Below are 22,068 nucleotides of genomic sequence, written 5' to 3' on the forward strand. Positions count from 1 at the left end.
GCAAGCCCTCTGCCAGGGCTCGGCTATTTGCTGGCGCGGGGCGGGCGGAATTCAGTCCGACGCCCGCAGCCAGCCCTCCGCCACCCATTGCTGCAGACAGGCGACCAGGCGCGCTGGCGCCTCGTCCTCGCCCCAGTGCGTCACGGCGATCTCGCCGAGCCCGGGCCAGTCCACCCCCGCGAACACGGCGGCGACCAACGCGCCCTCGCCAGGCGCCAGCGAGCGCCAGCGCGTCTCCAGCTGCGGGCGCCAGGCCAGCAGGGCATGAACCAGGGGCTCGGGCGCGGGCAGCGCGAGCGCCTCATCTCCGTCATCCCCCGGCGCGCGTGCGGCCCGTCGGGCCAGCGCCGCCCACGCGGGCGCCACGGCCCAGTCCAGCGGCAGCAGGCGGCTGCTCGCGCGGGGCCGCAGCCGAAGCCGGGCCCAGTCCTGCGGGGCCAGGCGCTGCAGGGACTCGAAGGCCAGCGCCGGTTCGTCCGCCGCATCGAAGACGGCGCGCAGCGTCCAGTCCATGCGGGCGATGTCGACAAAGGCCGGATGCGCCACCGCATCGTGCCCGGCGAGACGGTCGGCGAGGAAGTCGGCCAGCTGCTCACCGTACCAGCGGATGGAGGCATGCGGCGAGGGCTTCGCCTGCACATAGGCGGCGGCCAGCGCGTCGAAGTCCTCGTCGCCCATGACCTGGACGAGGACGGCGTAGTTGTCCCGCAGCGCGGCGACGAGGCGGGCGCGGTAGGCATGACGGTAGACGGCGAGCCCGCGCGCCGAGCCGGCATCGAGCAGATCCCCGGCATCGGGCGGCGCGGCGTCCAGCAGCAGGGCCTGCAGGCGCCGCTGGGTGTCGGCCAGCGAGGGCGTGGCCGGCGTGGGCAGGGCGGACGGCGCGCTCATGCGGCCTCCCGCCAACCGGCGAGCGTGCGGCGCGCGAGCTGCCGCGCCTGGTCCAGCTCCTGCAGCAGGACCGGCAGCGGCGGGATGTCGTCGTCACGCTCGATCATGGTGGGCACCGGGCCCAGGCGCTGCAGCGTGTAGGCATAGAGATCCCAGACGGCGTCGCACACCGGATGGTCGTGGGTGTCGATCACCAGCTCGCCCAGGTCCTCGTGGCCGGCCAGGTGGATCTGGCGCACGCGCGCAGCGGACATGGCGTCGATGAAGGCACGGGCGTCGAAGCCGTGGTTGCGGCTGGAGACGTAGACATTGTTGACGTCCAGCAGCAGCTCGGCGCCGCTGCGCTGCAGCAGGGCGGCGATGAACTCGGCCTCGCCCATCTCGTCCTGGGCGTAGCGGACATAGCTGGAGACGTTCTCCAGCACCAGCGGCCGCCCGAGCAGCTCCTGCACCTGCGCGATGCGCGGCAGCAGGTGGCGCAGCGTGGTCTCGGTGTAGGGCAGCGGCAGCAGGTCATGCAGGCGGCGGTGGTCCACCCCACCCCAGCAGAGGTGATCGGACACCCAGCCGGGCTCGACACGATCCGCCAGCGCGCGAAGCTCATGCAGGTAGGCGAGATCCAGCGGATCGGCGCTGCCGATGGACAGCGAGACGCCGTGCATCACCACGGGATAGTCCCGGCGCAGGCGCTCCAGGTGGTGCAGCGGCTTGCCGCCAGGCACCAGGTAGTTCTCGGAAATGATTTCCAGCCACTGGGGACGCAAGGCCGGGTCCAGGGCCTCGCCGAGGGCCTGGTAGTGCTCGACGCGCAGGCCCAGGCCGAAGCCTTCGATGGGGATGGAGCTCATGGCGGGCGGCCGCAAGAGGAATCGAACGCCGGCGCCTGCACGCGGCAGGCACCGGCCCGGACGGCGTGCCGCCGATCACTTCATGACGGTGCCGCCGGCCTTCTTGCACTCGGCCTCGCTCTTCTTGACCCAGCCCTGGCCCTTGCAGCTGTTGTGGCCCTTGCAGTCGCTCTTGGCCGTCTTGCACTCCGAGGTGCCCTTGCAGCTGTTGATGCCGGAGCACTTGACCATGCCGTCGTCCGCGGGCGCCTGGGCCTGGGCGGGCATCGCGGCTGCGGCGAACAGGGCCGCGGCGGTGGCAGCGACGGACAGGCTGGTCTTGAGGGGGTGTTGCATGTGAATCTCCTGGTTGCTTGTTGAAGTCAGACACCGATCCCGCGCGCCGGGCACGAGACCTCGGCGGCTGGATCTGCGGGTCTGTCGCGCCCGGCGCGAGGAACTTACAGGCGGGGCAGGAGAAATGTGTAACAGCCGCGGGGGACCGGGCGGACGGTCAGCGCGAGCGGCGGCGCACCACCCCGGCCCCCAGCAGCATCGCGCTCAGGGCCAGGGCCAGCGAGGCGGGCTCTGGCACGGCCTTCAGGTCCTGGGGCACGTAGACCGAGCCCTTGAGATCGTCGTCGCCGATGCCGAAGACGTAGAAGTGGTTGCCCCCGGCCTCGGTCGGCAGGAAGTCGTTGTCATTGGCCACCCACAGCGTGTGCAGCCGCTGGCCCTTCCAGACCACGTCCTCGCCCCAGGCCAGCCCCTCGATCTTCGCGGGCACGGTCTCGGCCGTGAGCCCGACGCCGGCGCCGATCAGGGTCGAGGCCACGTCCAGGAACAGGCGCTTCTTGACCGCGAAGCTGCGCAGGTCGCCCTTCTTGCCGCTGACGTCCGCGGCCCCCTGGAGGTCGATCTTGAACAGCTTCTTGGTCTTGGCGGCGCTGCCGTCGCCCAGACCGGCGTCATCGCGCTCGTCCAGGATGAACTCGTGGTCGTTGAGGGCCAGGATCTCGCTGACACCGCTGCCCTCGGTCAGCGGGTAGGCGTACTGGTGCGTCACGCCGGTGGCGACGTCGATCGTGACGATGCGGATGACCTTGTTGCTGTCCTGCAGCAGTGGCGCCTGCATGACGCCGACCAGCGTCTTGCCGTCGGGCGTGAGCGCCAGGCCTTCCATGCCCTTGTTGGCCACGCGGCCGCTGCTGTTGACCGGCTTGTCCTCGGCCGCCGTCGTGGTGCCCAGCACGGTCACGCCGAGCTCGGCCGGCAGCGCGTAGCTGCGCAGGCGCTGGCCCGTCGCGCGGTCGAACTGGTAGACGTAGGGACCGTACTCGTCGCTGATGAAGACCGAGCGGCCGTCGTTGGAGACGCGCGCGCCTTCGGGGTCGAGGCGGGCGTTGTCGGGATTCAGCGAGGACCGGGCCGGATCGAAGCCGTCCGAGCGGCCGGTGAAGTACTGGCGCGAGGCGGTGTTGAGGGCGGGCGCGCCGTGGGGCAGGCCGAAGGCGGTGCCGCTGCCATAGGTGAGCGGCGTCGGGCTGGACAGCAGCGTGGTGCTCAGCAGCGTCGGCGTCAGCGTGAAGGGCAGCGAGCCGCCGGCCGAGGCCGTGAGGTTCATCTGCACGGTGTGGAAGCGGCTGATGTAGGACGTGGTGTTGTCGACCGCCGGGCGGTAGGCGGTGGCGTTCGGACCGCGGTCCGGCAGCGCGAGGAAGGTGTTGCCGCCCGCCCAGGCCAGGGCCGAGCCCATGCCGCCGAGCCCATCGGCCGGCAGACCGTTCTCCAGCGTGCCGGAGAGGCCGGACTGGTCATGCGAGCCGGTCAGCGAGCCGATGGCGAGCAGCGGGGCGGCGCTCGCGACGGCGGGCAGCGCGAGCGCGAGGCACAGGGTCAGGGCACGCAGGCCGAAGCGGGGCAGCGGCCGGGGAATGGGCAGGGGGCGGGACATGGCAGGACTCCAGGCAGGACCAGCCCGGCATCTTTGTGCGGCGCGATGACAGGCCCGTGAAGCCGGGGCCGACCGCCCCCCCGCATGTCCGGGACAGGGTCAACCCGCCCCCCGGTGCCGGCCGTTCAGCCGCCGAAGACCTTCTTCAGCAGCGCCGAGCCCGTGCCCACCGGGTCGCGGCGGATCTGCTTCTCTTCCTCGCCGATCATGAAGAAGAGGCCGTCCAGCGCGCGGCGGGTGACGTAGCCCTGGATGTTGGCATCGTCCTGCTTGACGAGGCCCAGGCCGGCGGCCTTGCCGGCGACGGCGTTGTACTTGTCGGCCAGCGCCTGCTTCTCCGTGGCGCGGGTCACGATGGGCAGGAAGCGCTGCGTGAGCGGCTCGCGGGTCTTGGCGGCGAAGAACTGCGTGACCGAGTCCTCGCCGCCTTTCACGATCTTCAGGGCGTCCTCCACGCTCATGTTCCGGGCTGCGTTGACCAGCAACAGGCGGGCCTCGGGCACGGCAGCCTCGGCGGCACGGTTCATGGCGGTGAGCAGCTCGTCCAGCTTGTGGCCCTGGCCCGTGGCCTTGAGCAGGCGGGCAGCGCCCTTGACGGAATCGGGCAGCTCGATGCGGACGCGGTCATCGCCGAGGAAGCCGTCCCGGCGGCCCAGCTGCGCGACGGCGGCCTGGGCGCCCCGCTCCAGGGCCGCGCGAATGCCGCTGGCCGCTTCGCTTTCACCCAGGGCCCAGGCGGGCAGCGCGACCGACAGGGGCGTGACGAGGAGGACGGTGCGGCGGTTCAGCATGGCGGGCTCCGGCGAATTGGGGGATGGGGCGGCAAAGGACGTGGCGGCAGGGAGGGACACCATGAACGGGGTCAGGTCTTGCCGCCGCGGAGCTTCGTCAGCTCCTGCGTCAGCCAGACCTTGCTCTCCACGGGCGCCGCGGCGGCGCAGCGCACGAGGTAGGGCTTGCCGCTCATGCTGCTGCTGGTGGCGGCCTGCTGGATGAAGTCCTCGCTGCGCTTGAGGGCGGCATCGTGGGACTCCAGGTAGTCGAGCTTCTTGAGCAGATGGCCGCGGGCCTCGGCGCCGCTGTACCAGCTGCCGTTGCGGTTGAACTCGCAGCCGGAGTCCTGCAGGCGCTGCAGCAGGCTCAGGATCTCGGTCCGGACGGCGGGCGCGGTGGGCGCGCCATGGGCGGTGCCCAGCACAAGGGCCAGGACGGGGGCCAGGCACAGGGAGGTGGAGATCTTCATGCCGCGATCATCGCAAAAGCTGGGCCGCTCAGGAAAAACGGCCGCGGAACGTCTTCTTGCGGCGCTCGCGGCGGGACTTGCGCTCGAAGACGTCACAGGCGTCGCAGCAGTCGCAGGCGTCCCCCAGGTCACAGCCGCCGGACGGGGCGTCGCAGCCGCCGCAGTCGCAGTCCCCCCGCTGCGCCGCGGGCGGCCGCCGAGGTGCGGGATGCGCGCGGGCATGCACGGCCGCGCAGCGCGCCAGACGCTCTCGCAGCAGCAGGAGTCCCGCCCAGGCGCCCTTCCAGCGGATCGCCCGCCAGCCGAGGCCCGAGCAGCCGGCCCCGCCGCAATGCAGGCGGTAGGCGCAGCCATAGCCCTTGCGGGGCGAGAGGTGACGCTGGTAGCGCTCGATGAGCGCAAGCAACAGCCGACGCATGCGATCAGGCCCCAGCGCCGCCGAGGCGCTTGCTCAGGACCACGCTGCGGTAGACCTTGCCAGGCCACTGCACATGGGACACGGGCTCGTAGCCGAGGCTGCGGTACAGCGTGACGAGATGCGTGGCCGGCTCGGCGGTGTCGAGGGCCAGCTCCCGGAAGCCGTTCGCGCGGGCCCAGTCTTCGCCGGCCGCCATGAGCGCCCGGCCGACGCCCTGGCCCTGCCGCGCGGGGTCGACCGCGAACTGGTGCAGGGCCGCCACGCCGGGCTGCGTGAAGTAGGCGCAATCGTTCTGCGCGTAGGTGGGCTGCAGCAGCACGGTGCCGGCCAGCACGCCCTGCACGCGGGCCACGAGGCAGTGTCCGCCGGCGACGCGGCGGGCGGTGGCGGCCTCGTCCTGGTCCACGGCGGTGTAGTTCAGCCCCAGGGCGCCGAGGCGGGCATAGGCCTTGTGGAGCAGCGCGGTGAGCTCGGCGAGGGAGTCGCCAGGATGCAGCGGGCGGATCTCGAGCATGGGCGGGGCGGGGGTCAGCGCTGCACCGTCGCCAGCCGCACGGCCAGCCCGGCAAAGACGAGCGCGGCGCAGCGGTTCAGGCCGCGCTGCAGGCCGGGCGAGCGGCGAAGGCGCTCCCCCAGCAGCCCGGCGGCCCAGGCGATGGCGCCGAAGGAGATCAGCGTGGAAAGAATGAAGACCCCGCCCAGCACCGCCAGTTGCAGCGCCACCGGGCCGCGCTCCGCCACCACGAACTGGGGCAGCAGGGCGAAGAAGAAGAGCAGCACCTTCGGGTTGCTGAGATTCATCACGATGCCGCGGCGGTACAGCGCGGCCAGCGGCTCGGCCGGTGCCTGCGAGGCCCCCGGCAAGGCGGTGGCGGGCGCGCGCCAGGCCCCGACGGCGAGGTAGAGCAGGTAGGCCGCACCGGCGCCCTTCATCACCGTGAACGCCAGCGGCGAGGCCGCCAGCAGCGCGGCCAGGCCCAGGGCGACGGCCGTCGTGTGGACCACGATGCCCGTGCACAGGCCGAGCACCACGGCGATCCCGGCCCGCCGCCCCTGGGTGGCGGACTGCATCAGCACGAAGAGGTTGTCCGGGCCGGGCGTGAAGCCGAGCACCAGGGCGGTGCCGAGAAAGACGAGCAGGGTGTCGAGCGAGGGCATGGGCGGACGGGGTCAGATCGGTGACGGCGCATCATCGCACCGGGCCGGGGTGGCGCATGGGCTGGTAGGCCACGCCGTGCACGCGCTGCACCTCGCCCTCGGGCACGAAGCCGAAGCGCGCGTAGACCGGCACGGCGTTGAGCGAGGCGTTGACGGTGAAGCCGCCCCGGTGGCCAGCGTCGATTGCGGCCGTGTGCATCGCCTGCCAGAGCTGCCGTGCCAGGCCGCGGCCCTGCCAGGCGGGCGCGATGAAGAGATGGAACAGATGGCTCCCGTCCCTGCTGGCGATGAAGCCGGCCAGCGCACCGGGCTCGTCGGCCCCGTCGGTCAGGAGCCAGAAGCGGTAGCGGGGATCGGCGAGATAGCCCGCCTCGGCGGCGGCCGACACCGAGGCCAGGAAGGGCGCGGTGCCGGCGCCGTCCGGCGAGAGGAAGAAGGCCGGGGCGAGCGAGGCGATGAGCGCGCCGATCGCCTCGGCGTCACCCGCGTGGCCGGCGCGCAGCACGAGTGCCGAGGTGGCAGGCAAGGGGGTCGGCGTGCTCGTCGGCATGGGCGTCGTCATGGGCACAGCTTGCCAGAGGGGGCCCTGCACCGACGCATGTCGCCGGTCACGTTGCCATGAAAAAAGGGGCTGCCGCGGCAGCCCCCTCATGGCGCGGACGAGCCGCTTACCAGACCTTGCAGCGCTCCGCAGCCGGCTTGACCATGGCCTGGCCGGGCTTGCAGGCGAAGGCCTTCTCGAACTCGGGCATGTTCACCGCCACGCCGTTGATGCGGTAGCGGCCCGGCGAGTGCGGGTCGGTGGCGGCGTGCACCCGGGCAGCCTCGGGGCGGGTGTCGCTGCAGTCCCACTGCGCGAAGCCCACGAAGAAGCGCTGCTCGGGCGTCAGGCCGTCGGCGGCGGGCAGCTGCTTGCCCGCGATCTGCGTCTGCCAGGCGGCCCAGGCCAGCACCAGGCCGCCGAGGTCGGCCAGGTCCTCGCCCAGCGTCAGCTTGCTGTTGATCCTGATGTCGTCGATGACCTTGTACTGGGCGTACTGCTTCGAGACGCAGGCAGCGCGCTGCTCGAAGGCCTTGGCGTCCTTCTTCGTCCACCAGTCCTTGAGATTGCCCTTGGCGTCGAACTGGCGGCCTTCGTCGTCGAAGCCGTGCACCAGCTCGTGGCCGATCGTGCCGCCGGTGTTGCCGTAGTTGGGCGCGTCATCCATCTTCGCGTCGTACAGCGGGGGCTGCAGCACGCCGGCCGGGAAGTTGATGTCGTTCATCTGGGCGTTGTAGTAGGCGTTCACCGTCTGCGGCGTCATGCCCCACTCGCCGCGGTCCAGCGGCTGGCCGATCTTGGCCAGGTCGCGGTGGCGCTCGAAGGCCTGGCCGCGCATCACGTTGCCCACGAAGTCCCCGCGCAGCACGGTGAAGCGGCCGTAGTCGCGCCACTGGTCGGGGTAGCCGACCTTGTTCACGATGCTGTGCAGCTTCTCGAGGGCACGCTTCTTGGTGTCCTCGCTCATCCAGGGCAGCGCCCGGATGGACTTGCCCATCTCCACCTCGATCTGCTCGGTCATGCGCTGGGTCGCGGCCTTCAGCTCCGGGCTGAAGTTGCGGGCCACGAACTCCTGGCCCAGGGCCTCGCCCAGCTGGCCATCGACCAGCGTCACGCACTTCTTCCAGCGGGCCTGCTGCTTGGGCACGCCGTGCAGCGTGTTCGAGAAGAACGCGAAGTTCTCGTTCACGAAGTCCGGGCCGAGGTAGGGCGACATGCTGCTGGCCAGCTGCCAGCGCAGCATCGTGCGCAGGTCCGCCACCGAGAGGCGCTTCCACTGCTGGGCCAGCGCCTTGTAGAAGGCCGGCTCGCTGACGTTGAACTCGTTCTGCGGGGCCAGGTCTTGCGCGCTCTGGTAGGCGGCGAAGTCGAAGTCGGGGATCAGGGCCTGCAGCTGCTTGCCGTTGAAGCGGTGGAAGCTCTTGTAGGGATCGCGCTTGTCGACGACGCTCAGCGAGGCCTTGGCCAGCGCCGTCTCGACGGCCAGCACCAGGCGCGCCTGCGCGGCGGCCTTGGGCGCCGGATCGCCCAGCAGCTCGAAGGTGCGGGCCACGTGGGCCTGGAACTTCGCGCGCAGCTCGCGGCTCTTGGCGTCGGTCTTGAGGTAGTAGTCCCGCTCCGGCAGGCTCAGGCCGCCGGTGCCGGCGAAGGCGATCTGGCGGGTGCTGTCGGCGAAGTCCTGGCCGGCGCCGAAGCTGAAGAAGAAGCGGCCGTTGTGCGTGTTCTGGTGCAGGGCGGCCAGCACGAAGGGCAGCTCGGACTTGTCCTTCAGCCCGTTGATGCGGTCCATCAGCGGCTTGAGCGCGGCCAGGCCCTTCTGGGCGACGGCGGTCTCGTCCATGCAGGCGGCGAAGTAGTCGCCGATCTTGGTCTGGGACTCCGTGCGGGTCTCACCGGCAGCCGCCGGCTCGGCCAGCTTGGCGAGGATGCCCCACAGGTAGCGCTGGTTGTCGTTCGCGGCCTTGGCGTAGACGGACCAGCGGGCCTGGTCGTCCGGGATGGGGTTGTTCTTGTTCCAGCCGCCGCAGGCGTACTGGTACAGGTCCTCGCAGGGATCCGCGCTGCGGTCCATGGCCGAGAGGTCCAGGCTGGGCGTGTAGGGCAGGCGCTCCAGCGGCTGTTCGGCCGGCTTGGTCTCCTGCGCCTGGGCGAGGGTGGCGAACGCGAGCGCGGCGCCAAGGGCGCTCAGGCGCCAGGCGGACCGGGCAGTCTTGCGGGCAGTCTTCATGGTGGGGAAAGCGTGTCTTCGTGAAGGCACGCATTGTGGCGCCTGAGGCCCGCCCCTGCCGCTCGTCAGCCCCGGCCTGCGGGTCAGGCCTTTCCCTAGGCCCGGGCGGCGGCGCTCAGTCGGCCAGGGTGCGATGGATCCCGAGCCGCCCCGCCTCCGCCCGCACCAGGGCCTCCACGCAGTCCGCATCGAGGCGCCCGGCCTGCACGTCCTCGCGCAGGAGGTCCAGCGCGCGGGCGTCCGGCAGGGCGCGCTTGTAGGGGCGCACGGTGGTCAGGGCGTCGTAGACATCGGCCACCGCCACCACGCGGGAGACCACGGGGATCTCCGCCAGGCGCAGGCCCAGCGGGTAGCCCGAGCCGTCGCCGCGCTCGTGGTGACCGCCGACGACCTCCCGCATCACCCGCGCGACCGGATCGGCCTGCAGGCCCAGGTCGTCGATCATGTGGTTGACGAGGTCCAGGCCGATGTCGACATGGCGCTTCATGACCGCCCACTCGTCCGCATCGAGCGGCCCCGGCTTGAGCAGGGTGCGGTCCGGGATGCCCACCTTGCCGATGTCGTGCAGCGGCGCGAAGAGGTGGATGTACTCGATCGTCTCGTCGCTCAGCCCGTGGCGCTCGGCCACGCCCTGGGCGATGAGGCGGGCGTAGGCCGCCATGCGCTCGAGGTGGCGCCCGGTCTCGACGTCCCGGATGCGGGCGAAGCCCGTGGCGATGTCCACCGCGCCCACCAGCGTGTTCACGGCCGCCAGGCGCAGCAGGTAGAGCTGCGTGACGATGTCCGCGAACACGTCCAGGAAGACCGTCACCTCCGGCTGGAAGACATCCGGCTCCTTGGCATCGAAGAAGAGAAAGGCCACCAGGGCCTCGCCGTGGAAGATGGGCAGGGTGTAGCTGCTGCGGTACTCGCGACCGCGCAGCCAGGCCGTGTGGGCGCTGTCGTTGGCAAAGGACTGGGCGATGTCGGACACCACCCGCGCCTCGCGCGCGTCGCGCAGCTTCAGCAGCGAGGGCACCTCGTGCAGGCGGGCCTCGTAGCGCTGCAGGGCGACCCCGTCCTCGTTGCTGCTCGCGAAAGTGCGCAGGGTGTCGCTGACCGGGTCGTAGAGCGCCAGCGCCACGCGGCTGATCCGGGGAAACCGGCTCTGGATGATCCCGTGCAGGCTGCGCAGGCGCCCGCCGAGGCCGGACTTGCGGACCTCGATCTGCTGGAGATGCCGCAGCGGCTGGCTCATGGGCATGCCTTCCGGTGCCATCGGAGCGGCACGTGTCGACCCATGCTAGCGGGCCGGCTGTCGCCGGCCTTGCAATCGCCCGGGCGCTTGCGCCAGATCAGGCGCAGACCGTGCATCCTTCTCGTTCTGCCGGGCCCCCGGGCCTTGCTGCAACAATGCGGGCCCATGAACGGCCTTCGCGCTCACCGCCCGTCCCCTCTCCTGCGCCGCCCGGGCGCCCTCGCCCTGCTGGCCTGCGCGCTGCTGAGCGCCTGCGCCACCGCACCCAAGGGCCTGCAGATCGACGACAGCTACCGTTCCCAGAACGAGGACAGCCGCGCGCAGCTGCTGATCCTGCACTACACCGTGGGCAACTTCGAGAGCTCACTGAAGACGCTCACCCAGCCCAATCCGAAAGGCGGCGAGGTCTCGGCCCACTACCTCGTGCGCGACGAGCCCGTGCGCACCTACCGACTGGTGGACGAATCCCGCCGCGCCTGGCACGCGGGCGTGAGCCGCTGGAAGAGCTGGGGCAACGTCAATGCGGCGTCCATCGGCATCGAGATCGTCAACCCCGGCCGGGTCCAGACGGACGAGGGCCCGCGCTACGCCCCCTACCCGCAGGCGCAGATCGACGAGGTGATCCGGCTGTGCCAGGACATCGTCGCGCGCCACCGCATCCGCCCGGACCGCATCCTCGGCCACAGCGACGTCCAGCCCCTGAGCAAGCAGGACCCCGGCCCCGCCTTCCCGTGGAAGCAGCTCTGGGCCGCGGGCCTGATTCCCTGGCCCGACGAGGCCCTGGCCGAGCGCCTGCGCCCGCAGTACGAGCAGGCCCTGCCGGATGCCGCCTGGTTCCAGCAGAAGCTCGCCCAGCATGGCTTCGGGCTCACCCCCAGCGGCCTCTGGGACACCGAGACCCGGGCCGTGCTGGCCGCCTTCCAGATGAAGTACCGGCCGGCCCTCCATGATGGCGAGGCCGACGCCGAGACCGCCGCGCTGCTGGACGTTGTCACCCGGCGCGACGGCCTTCGCATGAAGGACAGCGCCCCGGCGCGCTGACCCGCCCATGCTCGCCGCCCTGCTGCGCCGCCTGCTCACGCTGCTGCCCACGCTGCTGGGCGTGAGCCTGGTCGCCTTCGGCCTGATCCGCCTGGTGCCGGGCGATCCGGTGGAGGTGATGATGGGCGAGCGCGCCCTGGACGCCGCCACGCACGCGCAGCTGCTGCACCAGCTCGGGCTCGACGCGCCGCTGCCGGTGCAGTACGGCCGCTACCTGCTGCAGCTGCTGCAGGGCGACCTCGGGCGCAGCCTCGTCAGCCACGAGCCGGTGGCGCGGGAGTTCCTCGCCCTCTTCCCCGCCACCGTGGAGCTGGCCGCGGCGGCCCTGCTGCTGGCGCTGGTGCTGGGCCTCGCCCTCGGGCTGGCGGCCAGCCTGCGGCGCGGCTCCTGGCTGGACCAGGGCGTGATGGGCGTGGCCACGCTCGGCTACTCGATGCCGGTGTTCTGGTGGGGCCTGATTCTCATCATGACCTTCTCGGTGGGCCTGGCCTGGACGCCGGTGACGGGCCGCATCGCCATCGAGTACGAGGTCACGCAGGTCACCGGCTTCATGCTGATCGACGCGGCGCTGCACCCGGAGCCCGGCGCATGGCGCTCGGCGCTGCTGCACCTGCTGCTGCCGGCCCTGGTGCTGGGCACCTCCAGCACCGCCGTGATCGCCCGCATGACGCGCTCCAGCATGCTCGAGGTGCTGCAGGAGGACTACATCCGCACCGCCCGCGCCAAGGGCCTCTCCGCCACCCGCGTGGTGCTGCGCCATGCCCTGCGCAACGCCCTGGTGCCGGTGCTGACCGTCGTCGGCCTGCAGACGGGCAGCCTGCTCGCCGGCGCCGTGCTGACCGAGACCATCTTCTCCTGGCCCGGCGTGGGCAAGTGGCTGATCGACGCCATCAGCCGGCGCGACTACCCCGTCGTGCAGGCCGGCATCCTGATCTCCGCGCTGACCTTCATGGGCGTGAACCTCGTGGTGGACGTGCTCTACGGCGTCGTCAACCCGCGCATGCGCGCCCGCTGAGATGGCCATGCCGACGCAAGACCTGACCCCCTCGCCCGCCGACGCCCGCCCGGTGCGCAGCCGCGGCCCGCTGCGCCTGGCCTGGGACCGCTTCGCGACGCAGCGCGGGGCGCTGGCCGCGCTGCTCGTCTTCGTCCTGATGGCGCTCGCAGCCCTGCTGGCGCCGTGGCTGGCGCCCCACGATCCGCTGCAGCAGTACCGGGACCACCTCCTGCAGCCGCCCGTCTGGATGGACGGCGGCAGCGCGCGCTTCCTGCTGGGCACCGACGAGCTCGGCCGCGACCTGCTCTCGCGGCTGCTGCACGGCGCACGCGTCTCGCTGGGCCTGGGGCTGGCATCCGTGGTGCTGGCGCTGGTGCCGGGCATCGCGCTGGGCCTGTTGGCCGCCTTCCACGAGCGCTGGCTGTCGCCGCTGGTGATGCGCAGCATGGACGTGCTGCTGGCCCTGCCCGGGCTGCTGCTGGCGATCTGCGTGATCACGATCCTCGGCCCGGGCCTCACGAACACGGTGATCGCCATCGCCATCGGCGCCCTGCCCGGCAGCACGCGGCTGGCGCGGGCGGCCGCCCTGGCCGAGAAGTCGCGGGACTACGTGCAGGCGGCGCGCGCCGCGGGCGCCTCGACGGCGCACCTGATGTTCCGCACGGTGCTGCCCAACTGCGCGGCACCGCTGATCGTGCAGGCCACGCTGGCGTTCTCCTCGGCCATCCTCGAGGCCGCCGGCCTGGGCTTCCTCGGCCTCGGCGTGCAGGCGCCGACGCCCGAGTGGGGCAGCATGCTGGCCTCGGCGCGCGACGCGCTGCAGCGCGCGCCCTGGGTGCTGAGCCTGCCCGGCCTCGCCATCCTCGTGACGGTGCTGAGCGTCAACCTCGTGGGGGACGGCCTGCGCGACGCGCTGGACCCGAAGCTGCGGCGGGCCTGAGGCCCCCGCAGCCCGGATCAGCGCGGGGCGAGCAGCGTCTTCGTGGCCTCGCCCACCTCGGCGGTGAGCATGTCGGTCAGGAGCTTGACCTTCGAGGGACCGTCCAGGCTCTCGAAGGGATCCGCCACGCCCTCGTCGCGCGATCCGACGACGGCCTCGGCCTTGGCCACGACCTTCTGGGCCAGCACGGCGCCGGTCCGGGCGTCGATCAGCGAGGCCTTCACATAGACGTAGGGCGCGAGGAAGCCGCGCGCGACCTCGCCCGTCTCGCGCAGATCAGCGCGGTTGATCTGGCGCACCCGCATCAGGTCGTCCACGTAGAAGCCGAGGCCCGTGAGCACGCCGTTGCCCGTCGCGAAGTCCACGCCCTGCACGCGCAGGTCCGTCCGCACCGGCGTGATGAGGATCAGCTGCGTGGCCTGGATCTGCTGGAGCGTGGGCTTCAGCGCCGCGGGGATCTCATAGCGCGGACCTTCGGGCTGGCCCAGCGGGTCCCCGAACAGGCGGGCGGAGGGCAGCTTCAGCAGCAGGAACTCGCTCTCGGGCGCCACCTGCTTGCCGGCCTTCTCGACCGCCACCAGGGAGGTGCCGTCCATCAGGCCGGCCGGCATCGGCCAGGCGTCGCGGCGGTTGCTGTCCAGGTGGCTGCCGGTCTTGCGGCTGCCGGTCACGACCTGCAGCTCGTCCCCCAGCAGCGACACCACGGCCACACGCTGCGGCGTGCCGGCCGCCTGCGCGGCGCTCAGGCCGGTGAGGCCCCACAGCCCGGTGACCGCCAGGGCGGCGAGGCTCAGGCGGCGTGCGGTGTTTGTCATGCTCCCTCCAGAATTGGTGTTAGGTGCGGCGATGCTATCGCAGGTCCTGGCTCCCGGCGCCGGTCGTGATTCAATCCGGGGGCAGGCCGGCCGCCTGACGCCAGCCCCGCGGGAGTCCCATGAGCCACTTCGCCTTCCTGAGCCAGTCCACCTTCATGAAGCAGCCTGCGGCGGCGCCCGGCGCCCGCCCCTTCGGCCTGGCCGGCATTGCCTGGGACGGCTGCGTGACCAACCGCCCCGGCGCCCGCTTCGGCCCCCGCGCCATCCGCGAGGCCAGCCACATGCTGTGCGACGGCATTCATCCGTTCTTCAACACCACGCCCGACGGCCAGCTCGCGGACTTCGGCGACCTGCCCCTGCCCAACACCAGCCTCGAGGGCATGCGCGCGGCGATGATGCCCCTCATCGCGCCCCTGATCGCGCAGCAGCACATGGTGTGGCTGGGGGGCGACCACAGCATCACGCTGCCCCTGCTGCGCGCCTACCGCGCGCACCACGGTCGCCCGCTGGCCTGCCTGCACTTCGACGCCCACTGCGACACCTGGGAAGACCACTTCGGCGAGCCCAGCGGCCATGGCACCTGGGTCTACGAGGCCCTGCAGGAGGGCCTGGTGATGCCCGCCGGCATGGTCCAGCTGGGCATCCGTTCGGCCGGCCAGCGCGAGGCGCGCGACTACGTGCGGGACCAGGGCGGGCTGATCTACGACGCCCGCCGCCTGCGCGGGCTGGAGAGCCCCGCGCAGCTGGCCGGCATCCTGGGCGAGATCCGCGCGCGCCTGGCCGCGCTGGGCCATCCGCCGGTCTACCTCAGCCTCGACATCGACTGCCTGGACCCGGCCTTCGCGCCCGGCACCGGCACGCCGGAGCCCGGCGGCATGAGCAGCAACCAGGTGCTCAGCGTGCTGGAGGAGCTGGCCGACCTGCCCTGGGTCGGCATGGACTGCGTCGAGGTGGCCCCGCCCTACGACCACGCGGAGCTCACGAGCTACGCAGCCGCGCAGTTCGTCTGGACCTACCTCTGCGGGCGGCTGGCGCAGGCGGCGCGCTGAGGGGCACCGGCCGGCTCGTAGCGACGGGTCTCGCCGTCCTGCGGCACCCACAGGCGAGCGCCCAGGAAGGCGGCCCGCTCGCGCACCTCGGCCCGCGACACCGGGCAGTGGTCCAGCGCCTCGAGATGGTTGACGAGCACCTGGCCGCCATAGTCCCGCACGGCCGCGGCCAGCTCCTCGGCGTCCATCAGGATCTCCCCGCCGAGGTCGAAGCGCGCGCCGCCCGCCGGCAGGATGGCCAGGTCCGGCTTCAGGACCGAGAGGCAGTGCCGCACGGGATCGGTCAGCACCGTGTCACCCGCCACATAGACGCTGGGCTCTCCCGGCATCTCGATCAGGTAGCCCATGCCGTGGGCCATCAGCCGCCCCACCCAGCCCCGGCCGTGCAGGCAGGGAATGGGGGTGATGTGGCCGCCCAGGAAGGACTGGCGCTGCGGGCCTGACAGCGGCAGCGTCACGAGCCCCCGGGCCGCCAGCCAGCCCGCGTCATCGGGCATGCAGGCCACGGGCAGCGCGCGCTCGCGCAGGAAGCGCCGCCCGGCGCGGTCCAGGTGGTCGAAGTGGCCTTTCTGGCAATGCGTGATGAGGGCATGCGTGGCCCGCTCCAGCGCTGGAGCGGCTCCGGCTGGCAGCGGCACGAGCGGATTGCGGCGCCGCGTGCCGCCCAGGTAGCGCAGGCTGGGCAGCGCCCCGGCGTCAGCCAGCATCGGGTCGACCAGCAGGCCGACGGCCTGACCGCCGCTCGTGAACTCCAGCAGGACGGTGGCATTGCGGATCTGGGTGATTTGCATCGGGGTCCTTGCGCAGGGCGCGGTGAGAGCAGACCGTGCCATTGTTCAAAGCGCTCGCCCCCCGCACAATGGCCTGATCTGCCAAGATCCTTCGGTTTCCAGCCAAACGCCTGACCCCATGCCGCCACCGCCCCTGCACCTGGGCCTGCTGCTCTTCGACGGCTGCATGCCGGCCGGGCTCTTCGCCGCCGCCGATCTCGCCCGGGCGGCCAATCTGCGCCTGGGCAGGACGGCCTTCGTCGTGCGCTGGGTCAGCCTCGACGGCCGGCCGGTGCAGACCTGGCAGGGCCCGGCCCTGGCCCCCGAGGCCGCCCTGGCCGAGGCCGGCTGCGAGGCCTGGCTCGTTCCCGGCCTGTGGACGGCGTCCCGGTCCGACCTCGACCGTCAGCGGGCGGCCCTGGACCCGCTCGTGCAGGCGCTGCGGACCCGCCCTGCCCGGGAGTCCCTGTGGAGCTACTGCGCCGGCGTGGCCCTGCTCGCGGCGGCAGGCCGGCTCGATCACCGCGACGCGACAGCCACCTGGTGGCTCCGGCCGGCCCTGGCTGAACGCTTTCCCCACGTGCGCTGGCGCTTCGACGAGCAGGTCGTGCACAGCGGACCGATACGCACGGCCGCGGGCCCGCACGGCTACCTGCCCCTGATGCTGCAGAGCCTGTCCGAGCGCCTGGACGCGGACGCCTTGCGCGACGTCGAGGCCGTGCTGATGCTGCCGCGGCCGCAGCAGTGGCCGCCGCAGTTCCGCTGCGTCGAGCTGCTGAGCCAGGAGGATGCGCGGCTGCGCCAGCTGATCGTCTTTGCGCAGCGTCAGCCGGCCCAGGCGCTGACGCTGGCCGGCGCCTCGGCGGCGATCGGCATGTCCCTGCGCACGCTGGGCCGCTGGCTGCCGGCGCAGACCGGGCGGCCGGCCGGTCAGTGGCTGCGGCTGCTGAAGCTGCGGCAGGCGGCGGAGCAGCTGTGCGAGTCCTCGGCCCCCGTCAAGACGGTGGCGGCCGCCCTGGGCTACGCCAGCGAGGCCAGTCTGCACCGCAGCTTCCAGGCGCTGCTGGGCTGCACGCCCGGCCAGTTCCGCCAGGCCCATGCCCGCCCCCCTCGCCCCGGAGCGCCGAACGCCGGCTAGCGGTCGGCGGGCCGGCGCTCAGTCCCCCTCCCGCCAGCGAAAGCGCCAGACCGCCAGGGCCACCAGCGCCGCGGCGCTGCCCAGCAGGACCGCCACCGGCGGCCCCACGTCGGCGAGCGGCTGGCCGCGCCACAGCATGGCGTCCAGCCCGTCCACCGCCCAGCGCACGGGCACGAAGAGCGTGGCCTCCTGCATCCAGGCGGGGAAGACGAAGCTCGGCACCCAGGCGCCGCCCAGCATCACCATCAGCAGGGTCGCCATGATGGCCAGGCCGCGCGTGGCCTCCGGGCTGCCGCCCACCGCGGCCAGGAAGAGGCCGAAGCCGGCGGTGAAGCAGGCGTAGCTCGCCAGCAGCAGGACGGCGCCGGGCACGCTGCCCTCGACACGGAAGCCGAACATCAGCATGCCGGCCAGCAGCACGGTCGAGAAGATGAGGAAGGCGATGAGGGCGGTGCTCGCGAAGTAGCTGCCCAACACCGTGCCCTTGCTCAGCGGGGCCGCCCGCAGGCGCAGCCACAGCCCGCTGCGGCGCATCACCAGCAGGCCGACGCCCAGCTCCACCCCGAGCATCAGCACGAACTGCACGCCCATGCCGGCGAACGAGTGCGCGTAGCCGTTGTAGCCGGACTGCGACCCCGTCACGGCCTGCTCCTGCGCCTCGAAGGGCGCGCCCAGGGTCGGGGACGGCGCGGCGGTGGCGGTGGCAGCCGAGGCGGCGGTCTCCTGCGGCAGGGGCGTCTGCAGGGCCTGCACCGAGCGCATCAGCGACTCGAGCTGGCCGCGACGCTCGGACGGGAGGCCCGCCTGGCCCTGCAGCTGCGTCTGCAGCGCCTCGATGCGCCGGCTGCCCTGCGCGCCGGCGAAGCCCTTGAACAGGACCTGCTGCATCACGTGCTGGGTCAGCAGGCCGCGCACCAGGCCCAGGGCCATGCGGTCGGAGGGGTCGTAGTAGAGCGGCAGCACCGGCTTGCTGCCCACGAACAGCGCGTTGCCGGCCTGCTCCGCGAACTGCGGCGGCAGGACGACGGCCACGGGCAGCTTGCCCGCCCGCACACGCTGCAGCGCCTCCTCGCGCGAGAGGCGCTGCACCCGCAGCTGGGGGTCCGCGGCCAGGGCCTCGCCGAGGGCCACGGCGGCCGGGCTGCCGTCCTCGTCCACCCAGCCCACGTTCACGTGGACCGGCTCCTTGCTGCCGCCCGCGCCTCCGAACAGCGAACCGAAGAAGGTGGCGATGAGGATGGGCGCCAGCACGTGGAGCACCAGGGCCTTGCGATTGTTCAGGTAGAGGCGCAATTGAACTTGCACCAGGGCCAACCAGGCGGTCATGACACGTCTCCGGTGAAGGGCTCAGTCGCGCAGGCGACGGCCGGTGAGATGCAGGAAGAGCTGCTCCAGGCTGGGGCGGCGCGTGGCGAGGAGCTCCAGCCCGTAGCCCCGTTCATGCAGCGCGATGACCAGCGCAGGGGCGACGGCCATCTGCGCCAGTCCCACGCGCCAGGCGCAGCGGCGCTCGTCCGTGGCCTCGAACTGCAGCACCCCGGGCCGGTCGCCCAGCTCCAGCAGGTCCTGCGGTGCCAGCGGACGGCTCAGCTGCACCGACAGCTCGGCCTTCAGCGGCAGCTGCTCGTGCAGCGCGGCGAGGGGGCCCTCGGCCATCACCCGCCCCTGGTCCAGGATGGTGAGGTGGTCGCACAGGCGCTCCGCCTCCTCCATGTAGTGCGTGGTGTAGAGCAGCGCCTTGCCGGCGTCCCGCAGCTGCTCCAGCGCCTCGAAGATGGCATTGCGGCTCTGCGGGTCCACGCCGGCCGTGGGTTCATCGAGGAAGACGACGGCCGGGTCATGCAGCAGCGCCACGGCAATGTGCAGCCGCCGCTTCATGCCGCCGCTGAAGGTGTCCACGCGCGAGTGGGCCTGCGGCGCCAGGCCGGCCAGGTCGAGCGCGGAGGCCACCGCATGGTCCAGCGCGCGACCGCGCAGGCCGTACAGCGCGCCGAAGCTGCGCAGGTTCTGCGCCGCGGTGAGCGTCTCGTGCAGAGCCAGCTCCTGCGGCACCAGGCCGATGCGCGCCTTGACGGCCTGGGCATCGCCGGCGAGCCGCTGGCCCAGCACCCGCACCTCGCCGGCATCGGGCGGCAGGAGGCCGGCGAGCATGGCGACGGTGGTGCTCTTGCCCGCACCGTTCGGGCCCAGGAGCCCGCGGATCTGCCCCGCGGGCAGGATCAGGTCGATGCCCTGCACCACCTCGTGCGCGCCGTAGCGCTTGCGCAGGCCCGCCGCCTGCAAGACGGCACCGTGCGGTGCCGGGTCCTGCGATATGTCCATTCCTCGCTCCTGCAGCCCGCTGACGGCCGCTGTGCCGGCAGTCTAGGAAATCCCGCGCCGGCGGCCCCCCGGGACTTGCCGGATCGACAGCAGCGGCGCCGAGTCGACAGCAGACCCGCCTCGTTGGTGCCGGGGCGGCCTCCCCCGGACACTTGCGCGCACAATGCAGCCGTCGCCACCGCCGCCGTGAACCCGCCCTGCCGATGCCCTGCCCCGGACTGCCCGCCTCCCCCGCTCCCCGCCTGCGCGCCGGGATCCTGGGCCTCCTGGCCGCGCTCGGGTCCCTGCTGACCGCCGCGCCGGCGCACGCCGAGGCGCCCGGCAAGCCCATCGTCTACTGCAGCGAGGCCAGCCCCGAGGGCTTCGATCCCGGTCTGTGGGACAGCACCAGCACCAACAACGCCGTGCGCCAGCTCTTCCAGGGCCTGCTCGGTTTCGAGCGCGGCGGCACGGCGCTGGTGCCGCGCCTCGCGGAACGCTGGACGGTGTCGCCGGATGCCCGCGTCTTCACCTTCGAGCTGCGCCGTGGGGTGAAGTTCCACCACCGCACCTGGTTCACGCCGAGCCGCGAGTTCAACGCGGACGATGTGCTCTTCACCTTCGGCCGCTTCCTCGACCCGGCGCATCCCTTCAACCGGGCGCTGCCCGGCAACTTCATCTATCCCAACAACCTGGGCCTGGCGAAGCTCGTGCTGAAGCTGGAGAAGCTCGACGAGCACACGGTGCGCTTCACGCTGCGCGAGCCGAACGTGGTGTTCCTCAGCTGGTTCGCGATGCCCTTCGCCGGCCTCCATTCGGCGGAGTACGCGCAGCAGCTGCTGCAGCGCGGCGAGCCGCACCGGCTCAACAGCGCGCCGATCGGCACCGGCCCCTTCGCCTTCCGCCGTTACGACAAGGACGACGTCCTGCGCCTGGAGGCGAATCCCGACTACTGGGCCGGCCCGGTGCGCACGCCCAAGCTCATCTTCGCCATGGCCCGCGAGCCCAATGTGCGTGTGCAGAAGCTGCTGGCCGGCGAGTGCCAGGTGAGCTCGCCGGCACGGGACATCGACGTGCCGGTGCTCGCCAAGCGCGCGGACATCCAGCTGCTGCAGGTCCAGGCCCTGAACATCAGCTACCTGAGCTTCAACCTGGCCCGCGCGCCGACGAATGTGCGTGCCGTGCGCGAGGCGCTGGACATCGCCATCGACCGCCCGGCGCTGTTCAAGGTGCTGTTCCCGCGGGGCGACGCCACGCCGGCGGTGAGCGCCTTCCCGCCGGCCATCCCGGGTTTCGACCGCAGCCTGCGCAACACGTACGACCCCGCCCGCGCGCGCCGCCTGCTGGCCGAGGCGGGCTACCCGGACGGCTTCGCGCTGGACCTCTGGGCGCTGCCCATCGCCCGGCCGACCAACCCGAACGGCCTGCTGCTGGCACAGATGATCCAGCAGGACTGGGCGCGCATCGGCGTGCGGGCGCACATCAAGACCTACGAGTGGGGCGAGTACCTCAAGCGTGCCAACAAGGGCGAGCACGACGTCTACATGAGCGGCTGGAGCGGCGAGAGCGGCGACGCCGACGAGTTCCTCACGCCCAATCTCAGCTGCGCGGCCAACCGCAGCGGCGTGAAGTTCTGCAATGCCGAGTTCGAGCGCCTGATCGACACCGCCCGCGCCACGCCCGATGCCGCCCGGCGCGCCGCCCTGTACGTCGAGGCGCAGCGCATCTTCCACCGCGAGCGGCCCTGGATCCCCTTCGCGCACTCCACGCTCTACCTGCCCGTGCGGGCGGACGTGAAGGGCTTCGTGATCAACCCCAATGGCGGCGTCGAGTTCGAGAAGGTCTGGCGCGAATGACCTTGCCGCTGAGTCTCCCGACGCCCATGCCGACACCCCTGCCCCTGATCGCCTGCGAGGACATCGCCGCGCACCCCGACTTCCAGTCCCTGCGCGGCCTCCCCGAGATCGACCTCGACCTGCGCTACGCCACGCCGGACAACTTCGTGAGCCGCGATGTCTACGGCCCGCTGGACTGCGCCTACCTGCGACGTGACGCGGCCGCCGGCCTGCAGCGCGCGGCGGCCTGGCTGCAGCGGCATCGCGCCGGCTGGCGGATCCGCGTCTTCGATGCCCTGCGGCCGCAGCGCGTGCAGGAGGCGCTCTACGCCGAGCTCGAGGGCACGCCGCTGGCGCTGTACCTGGCGCATCCCGAGGCCGGCTCGCTGCATTCCTTCGGCGTGGCCGTGGACGCAGGGCTGCTGGACGCCGACGGGCGCGAGCTGGACATGGGCTCGGGCTTCGACGAGATGTGCCTGCTGTCCCACCCCGACCACGAGGCCGAGCATCTGGCGCAGGGCCTGCTCACCGCGCAGCAGCTGAGCCACCGCGGCTGGCTGCGCGCGGCGATGCGCGCCGGCGGCTTCCACACCATCACGACGGAGTGGTGGCATTTCGAGTTCGGCGATCGCGAGCAGGCCCGCGCGACGCTGCCCCGCGTCCTGTGACGCCCCCAAGGAGCCCCG

Annotated in this window: 23 protein-coding genes; 7 read left to right on the forward strand and 16 right to left on the reverse strand. The window is 72.2% G+C overall.

Going from position 1 to position 22,068, the window contains the following annotated elements; genetic code table 11:
* Positions 1 to 51 precede the first annotated feature (51 nt).
* The 12 genes from QRD43_RS01500 to QRD43_RS01555 all read right to left on the reverse strand — a co-directional run bounded on the left by QRD43_RS01500 (position 52) and on the right by QRD43_RS01555 (position 10,496).
* Positions 52 to 891 carry an HvfC/BufC N-terminal domain-containing protein gene (locus QRD43_RS01500; RefSeq protein ID WP_285980700.1) on the reverse strand — a complete coding sequence of 280 codons (840 nt, stop codon included), beginning with the start codon at positions 889 to 891 and terminating at the stop codon, positions 52 to 54.
* Complete coding sequence (bufB, locus tag QRD43_RS01505; RefSeq protein WP_285980701.1) at positions 888 to 1,739, reverse strand: MNIO family bufferin maturase; 852 nt, start codon at positions 1,737 to 1,739, stop codon at positions 888 to 890. The genes QRD43_RS01500 and bufB overlap by 4 nt, the downstream gene beginning before the upstream one ends.
* Positions 1,740 to 1,814: 75 nt before the next feature.
* A complete protein-coding gene (bufA2, locus tag QRD43_RS01510; RefSeq protein WP_285980702.1) occupies positions 1,815 to 2,075 on the reverse strand; it encodes a BufA2 family periplasmic bufferin-type metallophore in 261 nt (86 codons plus the stop codon).
* A 157-nt stretch (positions 2,076 to 2,232) separates the two neighbouring features.
* Positions 2,233 to 3,672 carry an esterase-like activity of phytase family protein gene (locus tag QRD43_RS01515; protein WP_285980703.1) on the reverse strand — a complete coding sequence of 480 codons (1,440 nt, stop codon included), beginning with the start codon at positions 3,670 to 3,672 and terminating at the stop codon, positions 2,233 to 2,235.
* Between the two features lie 125 nt (positions 3,673 to 3,797).
* Positions 3,798 to 4,463 (reverse strand): DUF4197 domain-containing protein, encoded by a 666-nt coding sequence (locus tag QRD43_RS01520; RefSeq protein ID WP_285980704.1) that lies wholly within the window; start codon positions 4,461 to 4,463, stop codon positions 3,798 to 3,800.
* A 71-nt stretch (positions 4,464 to 4,534) separates the two neighbouring features.
* On the reverse strand, positions 4,535 to 4,915 hold the full coding sequence (locus QRD43_RS01525; protein ID WP_285980705.1) for a YfeK family protein: 381 nt from the start codon (positions 4,913 to 4,915) through the stop codon (positions 4,535 to 4,537).
* Positions 4,916 to 4,943: 28 nt separating this feature from the next.
* Positions 4,944 to 5,333: a membrane protein insertion efficiency factor YidD gene (gene yidD / locus QRD43_RS01530; protein WP_285980706.1), complete on the reverse strand. Its 390-nt coding sequence runs from the start codon at positions 5,331 to 5,333 to the stop codon at positions 4,944 to 4,946.
* A 4-nt stretch (positions 5,334 to 5,337) separates the two neighbouring features.
* Complete coding sequence (locus QRD43_RS01535) at positions 5,338 to 5,847, reverse strand: GNAT family N-acetyltransferase (RefSeq protein ID WP_285980707.1); 510 nt, start codon at positions 5,845 to 5,847, stop codon at positions 5,338 to 5,340.
* 14 nt (positions 5,848 to 5,861) lie between these two features.
* Entirely contained in the window at positions 5,862 to 6,491 is a 630-nt protein-coding gene (locus QRD43_RS01540) for a LysE family translocator (protein ID WP_285980708.1), read from the reverse strand.
* Positions 6,492 to 6,522: 31 nt separating this feature from the next.
* The gene (locus QRD43_RS01545; RefSeq protein WP_285980709.1) at positions 6,523 to 7,053 is read right to left on the reverse strand and encodes a GNAT family N-acetyltransferase; all 531 of its coding nucleotides are present in this window, start codon (positions 7,051 to 7,053) and stop codon (positions 6,523 to 6,525) included.
* A 106-nt stretch (positions 7,054 to 7,159) separates the two neighbouring features.
* Positions 7,160 to 9,259, reverse strand: coding sequence for a M13 family metallopeptidase (locus tag QRD43_RS01550; RefSeq protein WP_285980710.1), 2,100 nt, complete (start codon positions 9,257 to 9,259; stop codon positions 7,160 to 7,162).
* A 115-nt stretch (positions 9,260 to 9,374) separates the two neighbouring features.
* Entirely contained in the window at positions 9,375 to 10,496 is a 1,122-nt protein-coding gene (locus QRD43_RS01555; RefSeq protein ID WP_285980711.1) for an HD-GYP domain-containing protein, read from the reverse strand.
* A 165-nt stretch (positions 10,497 to 10,661) separates the two neighbouring features.
* Here QRD43_RS01555 and QRD43_RS01560 point away from each other — a divergent pair, with 165 nt between their 5' ends.
* The 3 genes from QRD43_RS01560 to QRD43_RS01570 are packed head-to-tail and all read left to right on the forward strand — an operon-like array spanning position 10,662 to position 13,474.
* On the forward strand, positions 10,662 to 11,537 hold the full coding sequence (locus tag QRD43_RS01560) for a peptidoglycan recognition protein family protein (RefSeq protein WP_285980712.1): 876 nt from the start codon (positions 10,662 to 10,664) through the stop codon (positions 11,535 to 11,537).
* A 7-nt stretch (positions 11,538 to 11,544) separates the two neighbouring features.
* Positions 11,545 to 12,552 (forward strand): ABC transporter permease subunit, encoded by a 1,008-nt coding sequence (locus tag QRD43_RS01565; protein ID WP_285980713.1) that lies wholly within the window; start codon positions 11,545 to 11,547, stop codon positions 12,550 to 12,552.
* A 7-nt stretch (positions 12,553 to 12,559) separates the two neighbouring features.
* A complete protein-coding gene (locus QRD43_RS01570; protein ID WP_285980714.1) occupies positions 12,560 to 13,474 on the forward strand; it encodes an ABC transporter permease subunit in 915 nt (304 codons plus the stop codon).
* 17 nt (positions 13,475 to 13,491) lie between these two features.
* Here the strand turns inward: QRD43_RS01570 and QRD43_RS01575 are convergent, their stop codons facing one another.
* Positions 13,492 to 14,289 carry a hypothetical protein gene (locus QRD43_RS01575; protein WP_285980715.1) on the reverse strand — a complete coding sequence of 266 codons (798 nt, stop codon included), beginning with the start codon at positions 14,287 to 14,289 and terminating at the stop codon, positions 13,492 to 13,494.
* Between the two features lie 119 nt (positions 14,290 to 14,408).
* Here QRD43_RS01575 and QRD43_RS01580 point away from each other — a divergent pair, with 119 nt between their 5' ends.
* The gene (locus QRD43_RS01580) at positions 14,409 to 15,338 is read left to right on the forward strand and encodes an agmatinase (RefSeq protein ID WP_285980716.1); all 930 of its coding nucleotides are present in this window, start codon (positions 14,409 to 14,411) and stop codon (positions 15,336 to 15,338) included.
* Here QRD43_RS01580 and QRD43_RS01585 read toward each other — a convergent pair.
* Complete coding sequence (locus QRD43_RS01585) at positions 15,302 to 16,129, reverse strand: MBL fold metallo-hydrolase (RefSeq protein ID WP_285980717.1); 828 nt, start codon at positions 16,127 to 16,129, stop codon at positions 15,302 to 15,304. The two genes, QRD43_RS01580 and QRD43_RS01585, sit on opposite strands and share 37 nt — an antisense overlap.
* A 118-nt stretch (positions 16,130 to 16,247) precedes the next feature.
* Between QRD43_RS01585 and QRD43_RS01590 the strand changes: the two genes are divergently transcribed.
* A complete protein-coding gene (locus QRD43_RS01590) occupies positions 16,248 to 17,246 on the forward strand; it encodes a helix-turn-helix domain-containing protein (protein ID WP_285980718.1) in 999 nt (332 codons plus the stop codon).
* Between the two features lie 18 nt (positions 17,247 to 17,264).
* Here QRD43_RS01590 and QRD43_RS01595 read toward each other — a convergent pair whose 3' ends face one another.
* The gene (locus QRD43_RS01595) at positions 17,265 to 18,572 is read right to left on the reverse strand and encodes an ABC transporter permease (RefSeq protein ID WP_285980719.1); all 1,308 of its coding nucleotides are present in this window, start codon (positions 18,570 to 18,572) and stop codon (positions 17,265 to 17,267) included.
* Between the two features lie 21 nt (positions 18,573 to 18,593).
* On the reverse strand, positions 18,594 to 19,568 hold the full coding sequence (locus QRD43_RS01600) for an ABC transporter ATP-binding protein (protein WP_285980720.1): 975 nt from the start codon (positions 19,566 to 19,568) through the stop codon (positions 18,594 to 18,596).
* A gap of 203 nt (positions 19,569 to 19,771) precedes the next feature.
* Here QRD43_RS01600 and QRD43_RS01605 point away from each other — a divergent pair, with 203 nt between their 5' ends.
* Both QRD43_RS01605 and QRD43_RS01610 read left to right on the forward strand, forming a co-directional pair.
* A complete protein-coding gene (locus tag QRD43_RS01605; RefSeq protein WP_285980721.1) occupies positions 19,772 to 21,403 on the forward strand; it encodes an ABC transporter substrate-binding protein in 1,632 nt (543 codons plus the stop codon).
* Positions 21,400 to 22,050, forward strand: coding sequence for a M15 family metallopeptidase (locus tag QRD43_RS01610; RefSeq protein ID WP_285980722.1), 651 nt, complete (start codon positions 21,400 to 21,402; stop codon positions 22,048 to 22,050). The genes QRD43_RS01605 and QRD43_RS01610 overlap by 4 nt, the downstream gene beginning before the upstream one ends.
* The last annotated feature ends 18 nt before the right edge of the window (positions 22,051 to 22,068 follow it).

It is taken from the genome of Roseateles subflavus, assembly GCF_030285365.1.
GTDB classification, from domain to species: Bacteria; Pseudomonadota; Gammaproteobacteria; order Burkholderiales; family Burkholderiaceae_C; genus Roseateles_B; species Roseateles_B subflavus.